The 17,058-nt window shown below is 39.2% G+C and carries 14 protein-coding genes; 5 read left to right on the forward strand and 9 right to left on the reverse strand.

Annotated features, from left to right (window positions below):
• The first annotated feature begins 15 nt into the window (after window positions 1–15).
• The gene (gene zwf / locus FZF08_RS05965; RefSeq protein ID WP_159467718.1) at window positions 16–1,530 is read left to right on the forward strand and encodes a glucose-6-phosphate dehydrogenase; all 1,515 of its coding nucleotides are present in this window, start codon (window positions 16–18) and stop codon (window positions 1,528–1,530) included.
• Between the two features lie 90 nt (window positions 1,531–1,620).
• Here the strand turns inward: zwf and FZF08_RS05970 are convergent, their stop codons facing one another.
• Both FZF08_RS05970 and FZF08_RS05975 read right to left on the reverse strand, forming a co-directional pair.
• On the reverse strand, window positions 1,621–2,262 hold the full coding sequence (locus FZF08_RS05970; RefSeq protein WP_159467719.1) for an HD domain-containing protein: 642 nt from the start codon (window positions 2,260–2,262) through the stop codon (window positions 1,621–1,623).
• Window positions 2,263–2,519: 257 nt separating this feature from the next.
• On the reverse strand, window positions 2,520–2,960 hold the full coding sequence (locus FZF08_RS05975) for a PepSY-like domain-containing protein (protein WP_159467720.1): 441 nt from the start codon (window positions 2,958–2,960) through the stop codon (window positions 2,520–2,522).
• Between the two features lie 593 nt (window positions 2,961–3,553).
• Here FZF08_RS05975 and FZF08_RS05980 point away from each other — a divergent pair.
• The 4 genes from FZF08_RS05980 to FZF08_RS05995 are packed head-to-tail and all read left to right on the forward strand — an operon-like array spanning window position 3,554 to window position 9,758.
• The gene (locus tag FZF08_RS05980) at window positions 3,554–4,825 is read left to right on the forward strand and encodes a TolC family protein (protein WP_159467721.1); all 1,272 of its coding nucleotides are present in this window, start codon (window positions 3,554–3,556) and stop codon (window positions 4,823–4,825) included.
• Between the two features lie 11 nt (window positions 4,826–4,836).
• Window positions 4,837–5,916, forward strand: coding sequence for an efflux RND transporter periplasmic adaptor subunit (locus FZF08_RS05985; RefSeq protein ID WP_159467722.1), 1,080 nt, complete (start codon window positions 4,837–4,839; stop codon window positions 5,914–5,916).
• Between the two features lie 4 nt (window positions 5,917–5,920).
• Window positions 5,921–9,031, forward strand: a complete 3,111-nt coding sequence (locus FZF08_RS05990; protein ID WP_159467723.1) for an efflux RND transporter permease subunit — start codon at window positions 5,921–5,923, stop codon at window positions 9,029–9,031.
• A gap of 22 nt (window positions 9,032–9,053) precedes the next feature.
• Window positions 9,054–9,758: a hypothetical protein gene (locus FZF08_RS05995; protein ID WP_159467724.1), complete on the forward strand. Its 705-nt coding sequence runs from the start codon at window positions 9,054–9,056 to the stop codon at window positions 9,756–9,758.
• A gap of 76 nt (window positions 9,759–9,834) precedes the next feature.
• Here FZF08_RS05995 and FZF08_RS31525 read toward each other — a convergent pair whose 3' ends face one another.
• The 7 genes from FZF08_RS31525 to FZF08_RS06030 form a co-directional block, all read right to left on the reverse strand.
• Window positions 9,835–11,340, reverse strand: a complete 1,506-nt coding sequence (locus FZF08_RS31525; RefSeq protein WP_200837036.1) for a hypothetical protein — start codon at window positions 11,338–11,340, stop codon at window positions 9,835–9,837.
• Between the two features lie 173 nt (window positions 11,341–11,513).
• Window positions 11,514–12,089 carry a DUF4136 domain-containing protein gene (locus FZF08_RS06005; RefSeq protein ID WP_159467725.1) on the reverse strand — a complete coding sequence of 192 codons (576 nt, stop codon included), beginning with the start codon at window positions 12,087–12,089 and terminating at the stop codon, window positions 11,514–11,516.
• 120 nt (window positions 12,090–12,209) lie between these two features.
• Window positions 12,210–13,721: a Do family serine endopeptidase gene (locus FZF08_RS06010; protein WP_159467726.1), complete on the reverse strand. Its 1,512-nt coding sequence runs from the start codon at window positions 13,719–13,721 to the stop codon at window positions 12,210–12,212.
• A gap of 185 nt (window positions 13,722–13,906) precedes the next feature.
• A complete protein-coding gene (locus FZF08_RS06015; RefSeq protein WP_159467727.1) occupies window positions 13,907–14,548 on the reverse strand; it encodes a hypothetical protein in 642 nt (213 codons plus the stop codon).
• 2 nt (window positions 14,549–14,550) lie between these two features.
• Entirely contained in the window at window positions 14,551–14,925 is a 375-nt protein-coding gene (locus FZF08_RS06020) for a hypothetical protein (RefSeq protein ID WP_159467728.1), read from the reverse strand.
• Window positions 14,926–15,094: 169 nt separating this feature from the next.
• Window positions 15,095–16,348 (reverse strand): HAMP domain-containing sensor histidine kinase, encoded by a 1,254-nt coding sequence (locus tag FZF08_RS06025; protein WP_159467729.1) that lies wholly within the window; start codon window positions 16,346–16,348, stop codon window positions 15,095–15,097.
• Window positions 16,345–17,022, reverse strand: coding sequence for a response regulator transcription factor (locus FZF08_RS06030; RefSeq protein ID WP_159467730.1), 678 nt, complete (start codon window positions 17,020–17,022; stop codon window positions 16,345–16,347). The genes FZF08_RS06025 and FZF08_RS06030 overlap by 4 nt, the downstream gene beginning before the upstream one ends.
• Between the last annotated feature and the right edge of the window lie 36 nt (window positions 17,023–17,058).

The following is a 17,058-nucleotide window of genomic DNA, read 5'->3' on the forward strand; positions in this document are numbered from 1 at the left end:
TAAACCAACGACATCATGTATTCAACTATTAAATCACAGCCGACCATCTTTATTATTTTTGGCGGTACCGGTGACCTGAATTCACGAAAACTGGCCCCAGCTTTATATAATCTATACCTGGAAGGTTGGTTACCAGATCAATTCTCTATCATAGGGACTGGCCGTACTCCGCTGTCTGATGAAGATTTTAAAGGAAAATTGCTTGAAGGAATTAATTCTTTTTCAAGAAGTGGAAAAGTAAAAGATGATAAATGGGCAGATTTCTCCCAACATCTTCATTACCAGGTTTCTGATATCAACAATCACGAAACGTATAAGGAATTTGGTTCAAGAATTGCGGCACATAATAAAGAATGGGGAACCGAGGCGAACGTAATTTATTACCTGGCTGTTTCTCCAAATTTCTTCCCGATTATTGCTGAAAATATTTCTAAAAGTAAACTGGCCGACGATCCTGAAAAAACCAGAATTGTAATTGAAAAACCATTTGGCCACGATCTTGAATCAGCGGTTTCATTGAACAAATTGCTTTCTGGTATTTTTGATGAAAAGCAGATTTATCGTATAGACCATTATTTGGGAAAACAAACGGTTCAGAATATCATGGCTTTCCGTTTCGCAAACGCGATTCTCGAACCGATCTGGAACCGGAATTATATTGAGCACGTACAGATTTCTGTGACAGAACAATTAGGCGTTGAAGAACGCGGTGATTATTACGATGGCTCAGGAGCTATGCGTGATATGATCCAGAATCACTTGCTGCAATTGCTTTGTCTGGTGGCCATGGAATCACCGGTAAGTTTTGATGCAGACGAAATCCGTAACAGGAAAGTGGATGTATTGAAAGCTATGCGGAAATTCACAGCGGAAGATGTGCGTTTATCAGCTGTTCGCGGACAATATGGAAGCGGATGGATGAAAGGAAAGGAAGTGCCTGGATACCGCGAAGAACCGAATGTTGACAAGGAATCAAACACTGAAACTTTTGCAGCAATCAAGTTTCATGTTGACAACTGGCGCTGGCAGGGTGTTCCTTTTTACGTTCGTACCGGAAAAAGATTGCATCAGTCTGCTTCTGTTATTACGATTCAGTTTAAGGACGTTCCTCACATGGTTTTCCCAAAAGAGGCGAACGAAAGCTGGCAGCAAAACCGCCTCATTATCAGCATTCAGCCTGAAATGAGCATTCGTTTACAAGTTCAGGCAAAACGTCCGGGGTTGGATATGTACCTGAATGCCGTTGATATGGTTTTTGATTATAAGGGAACGTACACAACAGAAGCACCGGAAGCTTACGAAACTTTGCTTTTGGATACTATGCTGGGTGACCAGACACTGTTCATGCGCGGTGACCAGGTAGAGACAGCCTGGGAACTGATCATGCCAATTTTGAATGCCTGGCAAGGAAGAAAAAGTCTTAATTTTCCTAATTATTCAGCTGATTCATGGGGACCTGAAATCGCGGAAGCACTTATCGCAAGAGATGGATTCCACTGGTTTACATTACCTATCAAAAGCAAAAAATAAGAGAATTTCGCATTGAAATTAAATAGGGGAAAGCTGAAATCAGCTCTCCCCTATTTTTATATTGATTGAAAAGAAAATAACATAAATCACTTATTCAGCGCATCTGTTTTGATGATGAGAAATTGCTATCCTGCCCCTCGATTCTTTTCGTTTTAATCTTTCGAGATTTTTCTTTTTCCCAAATTCAAGCAGCTTTTGCCCGTAATCTGTTTTAAAGAAATGTGATTCCAAAAGACAAATTGTGGCTTTTCTCCAATGACTGCTATCAATTTTACATCCTGTTTTCCTTTCAACTTCTTCATGCATAAGCATATCACGGGCCGAAAATTGTTCAGTCCCGAAATGATAAAGATCCGCATCACACATGATCTGCTGCAACAGATTTTCTGGTTTCTGAGGCATTACAGTTGCCATAATACATTTTTTCACTTCCAGAATTAGCGATTCTTCAACTCCCATTTTTAAAAGAAAACTGCCTGCCAAATCTGCTCCTCGCTGCTCATGCCCACACGGTTCGCCGGTATAATAACCCGTATCATGAAACCAGGATGCGGCTGTAAGAATAAACGTTTCTTGATCGTCAAGTCCGTAGTGACGGGCCATTTTTGTAGCATGCATCACCACATCCCTCGTATGAGCAAAGTTGTGGAATGTAAGGGTTGTATCCTCTTTTGCACCAAAAAAATGCCCGATATAATGCTGAACATTTTCAAGAATTTCCGAATACCTCATATGCTGGAAATAAAAATTGTCACTTTAATCAATTTTGGATGCTTGATAAATTCTTTCTAACTACAAAACCCGTTCCAAATTACTGATGAATTTCGAATTCATTTGGCATTTACAGATAGAAAACGGACTTTGCGAAAAAAAATTTTGAATATTTCCATTTACGGGGTAAAACATTGAAAAATCCTTAAAACACCATAAGAACAATACCACAATCCCTTTTCATCTTATAACATTGAAACAGAAAAGATTGCATTAAATTAATCTTCTTTCTTTTTACTAATAACTTTTCCTGTTTTGTCAAAAGTTAAATGCATTTCCGATCCTGCGGTTTTCAATTCAACTTTATACGTTACCACACCTGCATTATCAGTTTTTTTCGGATCATGTATGGTATAACCTTTGTAATCTTTTGTAATCGCAGCGGTCACTTCTTTTGGCAATTGATCTGCCTTAATTTCCTGTTTATGTTTTACAACTTTCCCGGTTTTATCCAGCCAAAGTTCGTGATCATCTTTTACGATTTTGAATTCCACTTTGTACATTCCTGCTTTTTGCTTCCATTCCACTTTTTCGGCTTTGGCATATTGCTGTTTAAATGTATTCAGCACCACCGACGGCACGTCTGTCTCCTTCATATCCTGGCCAAAACTGGTTGCGGCATAAAACATAATGCACGCTACAAAAATTAACTTTTTCATATTATTTACAATTTAGTTTATATTTTAAGCCGACCACAATGCTCACACCATAATTAATTAAATTTAATAGAATTTGAGTCAACATTCCTAGCGCAACATTTGGAGTTAATGTCAATTTAAGTTTCGGCATTATTTAACTGTTTTAGCTTATCAGTCAAAATAGGAATAAAATTAAAAGATTGCACGAAAAATACCTCGGTTTAATAAAGCATTTTTACCAGCATGATATATTTACAATATTTTATTATGAGTTCAATTCCATCATTTGACAAATTTTAAAAATCAAACTGCGAAGAAACGGTAATCTGGCTTTATGAATTAAATATGATTCTATATAGTTTATAAATAAATTCTTCCAGTATTTTCTAATTTAACATCGATAGAAAGCCGGCTATTGGACCTCAGTCATAGATTTTATTAAACCCAGGGAAAATTAGAGTAAATCACAACTACATCAAAACCTATTTGTTTGACAATTGTTGGAAAGAGATTCATAAAAGAAGCTGTTCTGTCGGATGGTCAAATAAATAAAGTTAACTTATAGTTTTAAATAATTTTCTATTTTAGGTTCAGATTAACTATCTCACCTTACTATGAAGCATACATTACTATTATTAGGTATAAACCTGATTTCCATCCTTCCCAGTCGCGGACAGGATACATTAAAGCTTACACTGGAACAGGCGCAGGAACAATTTGTTCAAAAAAACTTTGCGCTGATTGCCCAAAAATTCAATGTTAACATTGCGGAAGCCGGTGTTGAACAAGCTAAATTGTGGTACAATCCCAACCTTTTTGTCGAGACAAATCTTTACAACGGGTACACACACAAATTTTTACCATATGGTAAACAGGAAGATTTGATTAACCCAACAGGAGGCGTCATAAATTTGCAACTTCAACAGGTTTTAAGTTTGACTGGCAGTCGAAGCAAACTAGTTAAACTGGCACAGTCCAATGTTGCTTTACAGCAGTCTGCTTTTCAGGATGTGATGCGTAATGCACGCTACACATTGTCTCAAACCTTTGGCAATCTTGTCAATGAGCAAGCCAAACTCCGAATGCTTAATGAAGAACGTACGCGTCTGGAAAATCTTCTGGAAGCTTTTCGGGCGCAGCTCAAACTTGGGATTATTGCACCTTTTGAAGTGACCCGACTAGAACTTGAACAAAAGAATTTTGAGAGGGATCTTGCCAATTTAAACGTTCAAATCTCTCAGGACGAATCGGTCATGCGGGTTTTATTGTCCGAAAGCGGAACGGTGTATATTGTGCCTGCAACTTCACCAACATCCAATAATGTGACACCTGCTCTTACGCAGCTTCTTGATCTTGCTTATGCCAACAGGCCTGATTTACAAGCTTCTCAGTTACAAATTCAATACAATCAGAATAATCTCACTTATCAGCGGTCGCTGGCAACTCCAAATCTGACCATTGGAGCAGATTACCAGCGCGTTGGTTCTGCATTTCCGCATTATGTGGGTATTCAGGCGCTTATTGATTTGCCGGTCAGAAATAAAAATCAGGGCAATATTCAAAGTGCGAAGGTTGGTATTGATCAATCAAAAACTACATCAGACCTAACGCATTTGCAGGTAGAACAGGATGTTGTCGCAGCGTCACAGCAATATCAGCAGGCACTAATCCAGCAACAGAGGGTTTCGCAGGCTTACCTGCAAAGCATAGAAGAAATTTCTAAAAATGCGACCGAAGATTATGCAAAAAGGATCATTGATCTGGTCAGTTATATAGATAAAATCAGGGCGTACAGAGATGCACAGGTTAATCTGATTGATCTTCAAAATGATCTGTTTCAGGCACAGCAGCTACTCAATTTTGTCACCAATACAAAAACCTTTTAAAACCTCACCTCATGAAATTATTTATAGGATTCGTCCCACTGGCTTTTTTATGGCTGGCATCCTGCAACCGTTCTGAAAAACCGAAGGAAGCAGAAACCAAAGATACAGGCTCAACATTCAGAACTGATACCGTACAATTAAGAAATTTTGAAGAGGAACTTCAATTTACAGGACAGGTTTCCTTTGACCAGAAAAAAGTGGATAAAGTATTTCCAATCGTTAGCGGAAATGTGCTGGAAGTAAAAGCTGATCTTGGGGCTTATGTCAAAAAAGGACAGGTTTTGGCCACACTTCAAAGCGGTGATATAAGTGATTTCTTGAAAGATCAGAATACCGCCAAAGCCAATTTTGATATTGCAAAACGAAATGCAGATAACGTAGAACAACTTTATAAAACCAAGTTTTCATCTGAGAATGATCTCGTAAACGCCAGGAAACAACTGGAAATTGCCAGCTCCGAATTAGAGCGTTCCAATCAGGTATTAAAACTTTATGGAGGAACCGGTTCAGGAAAACAGCCGATTTTCACAGTTAAAGCACCAGAAAATGGCTATGTGGTTGAAAAAAATGTCAATGCAGATATGCAGATCCGTTCAGACAATTCGGATGCGCTATTTACAATATCTGATTTGACGGACGTTTGGGTTTTGGTTAACATTTACGAGCCGGATATTCAGGCTGTAAAACAAGGTGCGCAGGTTAATATTACTACCCTTGCCTATCCTGATAAAGTTTTCACCGGGTCGATATCCAACATCAGTCAGGTTATTGATAATGATAGTAAAGTTTTGCAGGCAAGAGTTGTTTTGCCAAATCCGGGTGGCTTGTTGAAACCAGATATGTTTTGTAATGTCAAATTACACATTGAAAAGCCGGAAAAATTACTTGCAGTAAATCCAATTTCCGTCATTTTCAGTAAGGATAGTTATTTTGTGATTAAAGAAGTGAAAGCCGGTGAATACAAAACGGTCCCGGTTGAAATTCTGAAAAACACTTCAAAATTCATGTATGTAAAAGGCGCTTTGCAGCACGGAGACAAAGTAGTTACGGAAGGAGCATTAATGTTATTCAGCGAATTAACCAATAATTGATTCTATGGATAAGCTCATAAAAAGTATAATCGGATTCTCGCTCAAAAATAAGGCGATTATCTTTTTCATAACGCTGCTCGTGGTTGTAGCCGGAGCGGTGAGTTTTTATTTCACACCGGTTGAAGCTTATCCGGATGTGACCAACACGGAAGTTGTGATCATTACGCAGTGGCCGGGACGAAGTGCCGAAGAAGTTGAACGTTTTATTTCCGTTCCAATCGAAACAGAGATGAATTCTATCAGCCATAAGTCCGCGCTTCGATCGATTAATTTATTTGGTTTATCCTTCATTAAAATTGTTTTTGAAGATGGAATTGATGGATTCAATGCCCGAATGGAAGCTTCGCAAAAGCTGGCTAACGTAAATCTTCCAGACGGTGTTGATGCAGAAATTCAACCGCCCGCAGGACCAACCGGCGAAATTTACCGCTACACGCTGGAATCGGAAACGAAAACAAATACCGAATTAAAAACGATTCAGGACTGGGTAGTAGAAAAAAGTTTGAAAGCAGTTTCCGGTATTGCCGATGTGGTAAGTTTTGGCGGACATATTAAAACGTTTGAGGTCAGTGTAAATCCTAACCTTCTCGCCAAATACAATCTGACTGCGCTTGATATTTACAGCGCTTTGCAAAGAGCCAATGTGAATGTCGGTGGTGATGTTCTGCGTCAGGGTCAGCAGGCATTTGTAGTTCGCGGAATCGGCATTGTAACCAGTGTTTCAGATATTGAAAAAATCATCGTCAAAAATCTTAACGGAGTTCCGGTGCGAATGACCAACATTGGTACCGTTCATGAATCTGCTTTACCGCAGTTGGGGATTGTTGGCCGGGATAGTCACGACGATGCTGTTGAGGGAATTGTATTGATGAGAAAAGGTGAAAATCCGGGCGAGGTTTTACCTGCCTTAAAAGCAAAAGTTGATTACCTGAATAGTATCGTTCTTCCTGCTGACGTAAAAATCAAAGTATTCTACGACCGCACCGAACTGAATAGCCATACATTAAGAACTGTCGGAGAAAATGTGGCTATGGGCATTACGCTGGTTACAGTAATTCTTCTGATTTTCCTGGCTGACTGGCGCACAACTGTGACCGTAGCATTGGTAATTCCATTGGCGCTGTTGTTCGCATTTATTTTGATGCGCGCAAAAGGAATGAGTGCAAACTTACTTTCCATAGGTGCAATCGATTTTGGGATTATTATTGACGGGGCTGTTGTAATGGTGGAAGGCCTCTTTGTGATGCTGGCCCATTGGGCCGAAACGGAAGGCATGGAGAAATTTAACAAACGCGCCAAACTCGGAAAAATCCTTAAAACGGCAGTGGAAATGGGAAAATCCATTTTTGTCTCCAAACTGATTATTATTACTGCACTCCTCCCAATTTTTTCATTCCAGAAAGTGGAAGGAAAGCTTTTCAGTCCACTGGCATTTACCATGGGTTTTGCGCTTTTAGGAGCACTTTTACTGGCGCTTACTTTTGTACCGGTGATGAGCAGCATTTTATTAAATAAAAACGTCCGTGAACGTCACAATCCGATTATTGAATGGTTGAATAGAAATTACTCCCCGTTATTGAATCACGTGATGCTTCATCCTAAAAGAGCGGTAATTACAGCGGTTGCAGCGCTTTCTATCGCTATATTTTCTTTCCGTTGGGTGGGTTCAGAATTTCTTCCTCATTTGAATGAAGGTTCCATTTACGTACGTGCGAGTATGCCACTTTCTGTAAGTCTGGAAGATAGTTACCATTACACCCGAAAATTTCGTCAGATTTTTGAACAATTTCCAGAAGTAAGAGGTGTCATTTCTCAAACAGGAAGACCAAATGATGGAACGGATGCGACAGGTTTTTTCAACCAGGAATTTTTTGTTGATTTATTTCCAAAAGAGGAATGGAAACGGGATATTTCCAAAGAAGAACTTATAGGCCAGATGCAGGCAAAACTGGCTATTTACAAAGGAATTGATTTTGGATTTTCTCAACCTATTTCTGATAACGTCGAAGAAGCGGTTTCGGGTGTTAAGGGTTCTATTGCCGTCAAAATTACCGGAAACGATTTAAATCTGCTTGATAAAAAATCCGATGAAGTATTTGCTCAACTTAAAACTGTGACAGGAATTGAAGATCTGGGAATATTCCGGAATCTGGGTCAGCCGGAACTTCGGATTACTTTGAATCCCGATAAAATGGCGCAGTATGGAGTGGATGCAGCAGACGCCAATGCTGTAATTGAAATGGCCATTGGTGGTAAAGCAGTCAGCCAGGTTTATGAAGGCGAACGAAAATTTGATTTGCGTTTAAGATACGATCTTCCCTATCGCTCCTCGCTTGATCAAATTGGAAATTTATTGGTACCGACATTAAATGGTGGAAAAATTCCGCTTAAAGAAATTTCTGCTATAAAAAATCAGGCTGGCCCTGCGTTTATTTACCGTGAAGACAACGCACGTTTTATTGCCGTGAAATTTTCAGTTCGTGGCCGGGATCTTGGAAGTGCTGTGGATGAAGCGAGGCAAAAGGTTAAGGATCATGTCAAACTGGAAAAAGGCTACGAAATAAAATGGAACGGAGAGTTTGAAAATCAGGAACGTGCAGAAAAGCAATTAATGATTGTCGTTCCAATTAGTATTTTATTGATATTTTTTATACTTTTCGCATCATTCGGTAATTCATTGGATTCTGTGCTCGTATTATTAAATGTTCCTTTTGCGTTAATAGGCGGAATTGCAGCTTTACTAATAACAGGCGTCAATTTCAGTATTTCGGCAGGCGTTGGTTTTATTGCTTTATTTGGTGTGGCAACGCAGGATGGTGTAATCCTCGTAAATAAGTTTAGGCATAACTTACAAGCCGGAATGCCGTTGGTAGATGCGATAAAAGACGGAGCACGGTCACGATTGAGACCCGTAATTATGACTGCTTTGATGGCGTCACTTGGTCTTTTACCCGCCGCGCTAAGTACAGGAATTGGCTCAGAAACGCAAAAACCATTGGCCATAGTTGTTATTGGGGGACTGATCACAGCCACCCTATTATCACTATTGATTCTGCCAACTATTTATGAATATATTTATAGCAGCAGGGAAAAAAGAAAAAATCTTTTAAAATAATTAAATAGAGGAAGTATCAAGTATGAAAATTAAAAGGTGCAAGGCTGGTTACCTTTTCGGATTTAAATCTGTATGTCTGTGCTTTTTATTTGTTTTGATATCATGTACACTTCGTGCGGAGATAGATACTGATACTTCCTCTACTCCAAAGGTAGGATTGCTTTTTAACTTTGACTCCCGCAATACCTATATTAAAAACAAACACGTCAATATCTGGGGCTTACGCGGGGGATTGAGCTTTGGAAAGAAATCACACCGTATTACTTTGGGATACTACTGGATGGGTTATGATGCATCCAAATCCATTTTACGTTGGCATAAAATGCTGTCGCCAAGAATCAACATGTCTTCAATTACCCAGACTGATGTACAGTTTCTAAGTCTTGCCTATTGGTATCCAGTGTTAAAAACAAAAAAATGGACTTTGCTGGCTCCGGTAGAATTTGGTATCGGAAAACAGTCCTCACATTATAAAGACTTTTTTGAGGATATTTTGATGCGTAGAAAAGAGCGGTATTTTCAACCTTTTCAGATTGGTATTTATGCAGAGCACAAACTCACACCCTGGGCTGGCCTATACGTACAAACCGGTTACCGTAATGCTATAAAAAGTGGAAATATAGATCATCATTTCGGTGGCATGTATTACAGTTACGGATTGTCATTATATCCTGAAACAATTTTCAAAGATTTGAAAAACTGGCGTATGAAAAGAAGGAAAGTATAGTTACGTCGACATAACAAAAATAGGCAGCCGTGGTGGCTGCCTATTCTGCTTTCAAACTATATAAACACATCAACTATTAACGACGTCCGCCACCGCCACCTCTCATTCCACCACCGCCTCCGCCGCTGCGGAAACCACCACCACTGAATCCGCCACCGCCTCTGCTAAAACCTCCGCCATTGGATGGTCTGCTAAAACTGTTTCCGCCGTAGCTTCTGTTGCCATAACTTTGGCTTGGTGTCAATGAACGGGATCCTTGCGAATAAGTCCGGCCTTGGCTATATCCACCACCACGATTTGGAGATGACAACCAATTTGAACGTGCACTACCCATATTTGGACTATAATGTCTTCCGGCTGCTCCTATGAAACCGTTGCTGCGTGGGGAAATGAAACGGCCTCTTGACAAATAGTTATTGCGATAAAAGTTACCGTAAGTACGGTATAAGTGAGGGTAATATCTGTAAGCCCCACCAAAGAACCAACTTGAAAACCCAAAGCTAGGAAATCCGTATAAACCCATTCCGTAATATAAACCACCACCGAAGCCATAAGCGCCAGGGTACCACATTGCCGAACCGTACCAGGAAGGATAACCAAACCAGTATGGATATGGATTGTTATAAACATTTACAACTTTATCACCGGTTGGTGCAGGATAGCTATATCCATTATTTGCCGATGCATATTGTTGTTGAGCCTGATTATATTCTTGTTGAGCTTGTGGATCTTGCAACAAATCTTTTTGATAATCAGCAAGATCCTGTTTGTTCTGCGCTTCTTGTTTATTGTGAAGATCAGCGAGATCCTGACGAGTTCCATCCGGGTCATTTCTAAATTCGCGTCCCAAACTTGCTGTAAGATCGCTATGATCATTCAAAATCGATAACACGTCCGGCATTTCCTGCAAATTTCTGAATGCATTTTGGGCGTCCCGGTTTAGCGGGCTAACCATATCTTCAAAAGAATTTATAGCTTGTTGATTCAAATTATCCACTGTTACCAGATCACTGTGATGATTGTTATAAAGCTTCCATGCAGCTTCTTTTAAATCCGCCGAAGCATTAGGAACATTTGCGACCATTCCTTCAATCTGTTCATTCGACTGTCTACGTGGTAAAGTAGCAAGCTGATGCATCAAATCCGGATAACGGGAAACCTCATAAAACCAGTTTTGTTTTTTCTGAGGATAATTCTGAATGGTAGACTGAAAAGCCTGCGTTGTATTATCCCGGATCTGTGCAAGTTTTGTTAAAATATCCGGATACTGCGTAGCAATCAAAATATCATTTCTGACATCATCATTGTATTGGGCAACCATCGATTCAAGACTTTGTTGTTTCTGAGCGGATTGTCCGTTGCTATAGGACTGTTGCTGGTTATCATATTTCTGCGGACTTGCATATTGTTGCTGGTTACTGTTTTGCTGATTGCCATAATTATTCTGATAATTTTGGCTATAACCTGTAAACGATGTAGTTACTAAAATGGCAGCTGCAAAGACTGTTGTTGATAAACGAGGTTTAAAGGTATTAACCCCGTTTGTTACAATATCGGAATTACCTTTTCTATGCGATTTCATGAGCTGATGTGTTAAATTTGAATAGTTTCTTAACCTTTAACATTTCAAAATTACAATGACATTCTGTTGAAATATTGTAGTTAGAGAACAAGATTAACATAAAAATAATTTATTTTTTTACGCATAAAACAGGCATCTTTTTTATGCCTGTTTTATTTATTTCATTCAACAACTTATCCCTGAACCGGGAAATCTTTCATTAATTTTTTAACTCCTTTATTGATTCTTTTTTCAAGATGATTTGGATTGGTCACATCACCCGAAATTGCTTTTTGCCAAATGATATTTCCGGTTTTTGTATCAACAACATCCAATATCAATGTCCCGTCAGTATTATTGCTTGACGATGGATATCCCCCGTAACCTCCATATCCCCCTCCGTATCCATACCCTCCGTAATAAGGCATTCCATATCCGAACCTGCCAAAACCCATCATAGGATATCCTCCCCCGCCATAATAATTTCTTCGAACACGTTGCGTGTAGGTATGAAATTGCAGCAACAGATCAGGATGCTGGGTTTCTCTGACTAACCCCTTTCCATTAAGTGCTGCATCAAATGCTTGTTGAATTCTTTGACGTGAATAAGTACTGCTGTACATCGGATTTTGATTTTTTTTCATGTCCGGTACTATCCAGTTATACGTATGCACTGTCACGCCACTCATTGTTCTAGGTTTTGAATTATTTGCAAAAACCATTGTGCTGAAAATACTTAGCACTCCTAATAGAATCAGGCTCTTTTTCATTTTTTACGATGATTAAATTTTTAATACTTAAACTGGGTTTTTATTAAAAATAAACTTTTCATCTGTTTGGGCAGCCACGCCGTTTGTTTGGGCGGACACAAGGCCCGCCCCGACCCAACCTCACAAACCAATCGCATAATACTGTGTTTCCTGACTTCCAGGATATACTCCTTCAATCATCACTCCACCCTTTTTACTTTCTAATGCTTTCATCGCTTGCTGCACATTTCCAACAGGTGTTTTATCTATTTTAGTAATAACGAAACCATCCTGCATATCCGTATTCTGACGAACCTTTCCTGCATTAATCTGGCTCACAATTACACCTTGTTCAACATCCCAGTTTTTCTTCTGCTGAGTGGTAAGATCTTGTAATTCAATTCCAAGATTATCTAGCGTCTGAGCTGATTTTTCTGCAACCAGTGTCCCTGTGTTACTTTTTAGAGTAACTGTCAGCTCTTTATCTACACCAGCGCGGTTCACATTTACAACCACTTTATCACTTGGTTTATGCTGCGCAATTGACTCTTGTAACTGAGGGACACTTTCAATTAAATGTCCGTCAACTTTTGTAATTATATCACCGATTTTTAAACCTGCTTCGCGAGCAGCACTTTGTTCAGAAAAACTTTCAACACGAACTCCTTCATTCACTTTCAAATCATAGGATTTCACTTTCGCACCATCTACTTCACTGATTCCAACGCCCAGATATCCACGTTGTACAGAACCAAATTTAGAGATATCTTCTACAACTTTATGAGCTATACTGGAAGGAACTGCGAATGAATAACCAGCGAATTGTCCTGTCTGGCTGGCAATTGCAGTATTAATACCGATCAAATTTCCATTTAAATCTACAAGTGCACCACCGGAATTTCCTGGATTTACTGCTGCATCAGTCTGAATAAATGACTCAACAGGTGCTTTTGAGTTTTCCCCTAAAATATTGATACTACGACCTTTGGCACTTACAATACCGGCTGTCACCGTTGAAGTCAGATTGAATGGATTACCAACCGCGAGCACCCATTGCCCTACTTTTACATTTTCTGAACTGCCAAAAGAAAGAGCTGGCAAGTTTTTAGCATCAATCTGGATCAAGGCAATATCCGTATTTGGATCAGAACCAATAACTTTTGCTTTGAAAACTCTTTTGTCAGCCAATGTAACTTCCAAAGATTCTGCACCTTGGATCACGTGATTGTTTGTCACGATATATCCTTCCGGATTTATGATAACGCCTGAACCCGATGCTTGTGCTTTTTCGGCTCTTCCCTCTCCCTGTGGACCTTCCTGTCCAAACGGACTACGGCCTCCGAAAAAGTCCCTCAGCTCATCAGGGACTTGCTGACTTACATTTCTTTCTGGTTTAAGTGTTGATTTGATATGGACCACTGACGCAGTTGCTTTTTGTGAAGCATAGGAAAAATCTGCTGGAATCATGGCCACATTTGCACCATTATTTTTTTCATCCAAACGAGCTTTTACAACAGGCATATTGTTTTCTACCCAGTTCGAAATTGTATCCGGCTTACTAAAATGCTCGTATGCCGCAAATGATGTGCCTCCTAAAAAAGCAAACGCCAAAGCAACAGGAGCTAGTTTTTTGATATTTTGTTTTTGAAACATGACTATACAGAATGATTAAGTTGAATGATGGATTACAGACGATAAAAAGTGCCAGAATTAAGACCAGCTGAAAATCTTATCAGCTACTTTGCCTCGTTTGTTAATTCAAAATTGCAAAACGATCCTGTTGTAATCTTGTGGGAAAACTGAAGAGATTCTGAAGTTTGAAGAAAACTTAAAAGAATCTAAAAATTGGAAAAAATGAAAGATGAGGCAAGACTGGAAAACTCAGGAAAAAGAAGTCTTTCCTGAGACCACTTTATTGATCTGCATATATCCGGAAGCTCGGTTGAAAACTGACTATATTTCTGGACAAAGTAAGGCTGATGCGGTATTAAGTGAGGTGATGTGGATCTTGATGTTAACCAATCCCTGACACAACCAATTACCGAGTCTGTGTGGAAATCATGTGACATGGGATCTAACCCGGCCAAATCCGATAAGTAAATCTTTGACGAATAGGGCGAACCTTCCAGAATAAGGTAGCTTTTATGTTTCTGTTTTCCCGTACCGTATTTCTGGCAACCTATGAATAAACCAAGCTCCAAAGGCATGTTAAGCCGACCGTCCCGAAGAGAAACGTCGTGAATTCCAAATTGACATTCACGAATCAAATTTGTGATTTTAGTGAGCCTGTTCGGATCTCCATCAAATTCAAGAGCACATCTGGGAGTAAAATCGCAGGCGTGGATTGTAAATATTATCGCATGAAAAATTTCCCTGAACTTTGAATCAAAAGGACAATTGATAAAAACACTCTTTTCATAAAGCGGTGCTTTTATCGTTCCTGTTAAAAGAGAAGTGTTTACGCTCTCGCCTCCTGTCACAATTATTTTCTTGAAGTGCGATTCAAAACTGCCAGCACAGCTTTTTCAGCAAGTTCAGCCATTTCCCTGGTAATTGACGGATTAGCCGCCGCTCTGAATTTTCTTCGGACACTTACCCCTACAAAAGGTTTGGTACTTTCACCCGCAGTAAATTCTCCTGTTATTTCATTCCGTTTTATCCAGTGCCCTGTGTTGACATTTCGGACTTGGGTAACCTCAACATTTTGATTATTCATTTGAGACACCTTATCATTAAGGAACCCACCGTCACTAGAAGGTACTATTCTCCGGTTCAAGTTCTTCATTTCCCTCTTGCCATATTCTGACCGGCTGTAAGCTACTCCATTTTCCTTTAATTGTTTTGGTTTTTCACTCATGACTTCCCGCATTAAAATTAAATAATCCCAAAACCTACGAAATATTTTACGTACTTAAAAACCCTACCACTTATTTGATTAAAATATTCATAATCAGATTAAAACATAAAAAAAGGAAGGTCATAAACCTCCCCCTTTCTCTTTTTATTAGCCATGAAAAATCTTTATATTACCAACTCACAGTCAATGTATGCCACTCGTTGTCTATATCATATTTTAAGTTTTGCCCGTTCACCTCACAAATGGTTTTTACAAGAGCTAGACCAAGTCCCAGCGAGGCAGATAATGTACTTTCTTTTCTAAAACGTTCAAACAGCTGCTCCGGGTTCAAATTTAAAGTTTTACCTGTATTTTTAACAGAAAAAAATCTTTCACGTAAGGTAATAATAATCTTTCCGTTTTCAACGTTATGGCGGATCGCATTTGTTAATAAATTATTAACCAGGATTTCTGCCAATGCCGGATGTATTATCAAACCTATCGGCTCCAGATCAGTTTGAATATTTATTTTCCTTTTAAGAATCAAATCTTCCAGATCCTGCAACTTACCATTTATTATGGGTACCAGGTTAACTGGTTCAGTTCCTGCTAAAAATTGCCTGTTCTCAATTTTTGTCAGCAATAATAATGCCTGGTTCAAACGTCCTAACCGATTAGCCGCTTCACTCACACTTGACAATGTAACAAGTTGTGATTCCGTTAAAGTTTCATCCTGGAACAATCCTTCAATTTTCGAAAGGATCACAGCCAGAGGTGTTTGTATTTCGTGCGATGCGTTTTCAGTAAATTCTTTAAGATTTCGATAAGCTGCTGCAATCCTTTCCGTGAGCTGCGTCACAGCTTGATTTAGCTGATCAAATTCCAGCGTTTCCTCTTTCTTAAACACCAAAGTTTCATGCTGCTGAATCTGATAGTGATCCAGTTTACCTAGCGTCTTATAAAATGGTTTCCATAAACGCTCTGACAACCAACTATTTAACAACAAAAGAGAAATCAGCAGCAAGGCGACAATAAATGTAATCGTCATTACAACCGTTTCCAGCAATCGCTGCCTTTGTAAAAGCATTTTGCTGATTGTAATCCGATACCATTGCCCCAAAGATCTTTCATAAAATACCAGTTGACGATAAGGCTGATACTCGTTCTCTGCCAGATTTAGCATAGAAGTCTCGCGCATAAAAGGTCTTCCCGGATACGGTACTGGCTGAAGCTGTAAACTATCTCCTAATTGTAAAATATAAACTGGCAAAGTATCCAGATGCCTCAGCTGCCAACGAACCTTAACCTGACTTTGAAACAATTCCTTATTAGCCTCCCTGTCAATCAGATACCTGACTGTAACATAAAAAAGTCCAGCTCCCAAAAAGAGAACGATCATCGATGTTACCAGTTGGTAGCGAAGTATCCGGAGTAATAATCTCATTGCTCACTAAACTTATAACCCACGCCATAAATGGATCTCAAATAATCCGGACAGCCTTTATCCATCAGTTTTTTTCTGAGATTTTTTATATGCGTGTAGATAAAATCAAAGTTATCCATCAAATCAGCATCATCTCCCCACAAATGTTCAGCGATAGATTCTTTGGTTAGAACGCGGTTTTTATTAGCAATCAAATAAATTAGAAGATCGTATTCTTTTCTGGTCAAAATTATTTCCTGCCCGTCCACAGAGACAAAATGTTCCTGAGGTTCAATGTTAATTTTACCAAAACGGATCTGCTGATTTCCCTGGAAACTCCTTCTGCGGATTACTGCCTGCACTCTTGCATTAAGCTCTGAAAGATGAAAGGGTTTCGTTAAATAATCATCAGAACCCAAATTCAGACCTTCAATTCTGTCATCCAATGAATTTTTTGCCGAAATAATAATAATCCCGGTTTCCGGATTTTTCCGTTTCAATTCCTTGACCGCATCCAAGCCATCTCCATCCGGGAGCATAATATCAACCAGCACGCAATCGTATTTATATATATTTATTTTTTCTATCGCCGATTCATAATCAGCCGCCCACTCGCAAATGAAATTTTCACGCTGGAAATAATTCTGAATGCTAGTCGCCAGCGCCTTTTCGTCTTCTATGAGTAATAGTTTCATACCCTTATATTTTCTACAAATGAAACCATCAATTTT

This window comes from Dyadobacter sp. 3J3 (assembly GCF_009801115.1).
Classification (GTDB): domain Bacteria; phylum Bacteroidota; class Bacteroidia; order Cytophagales; family Spirosomataceae; genus Dyadobacter.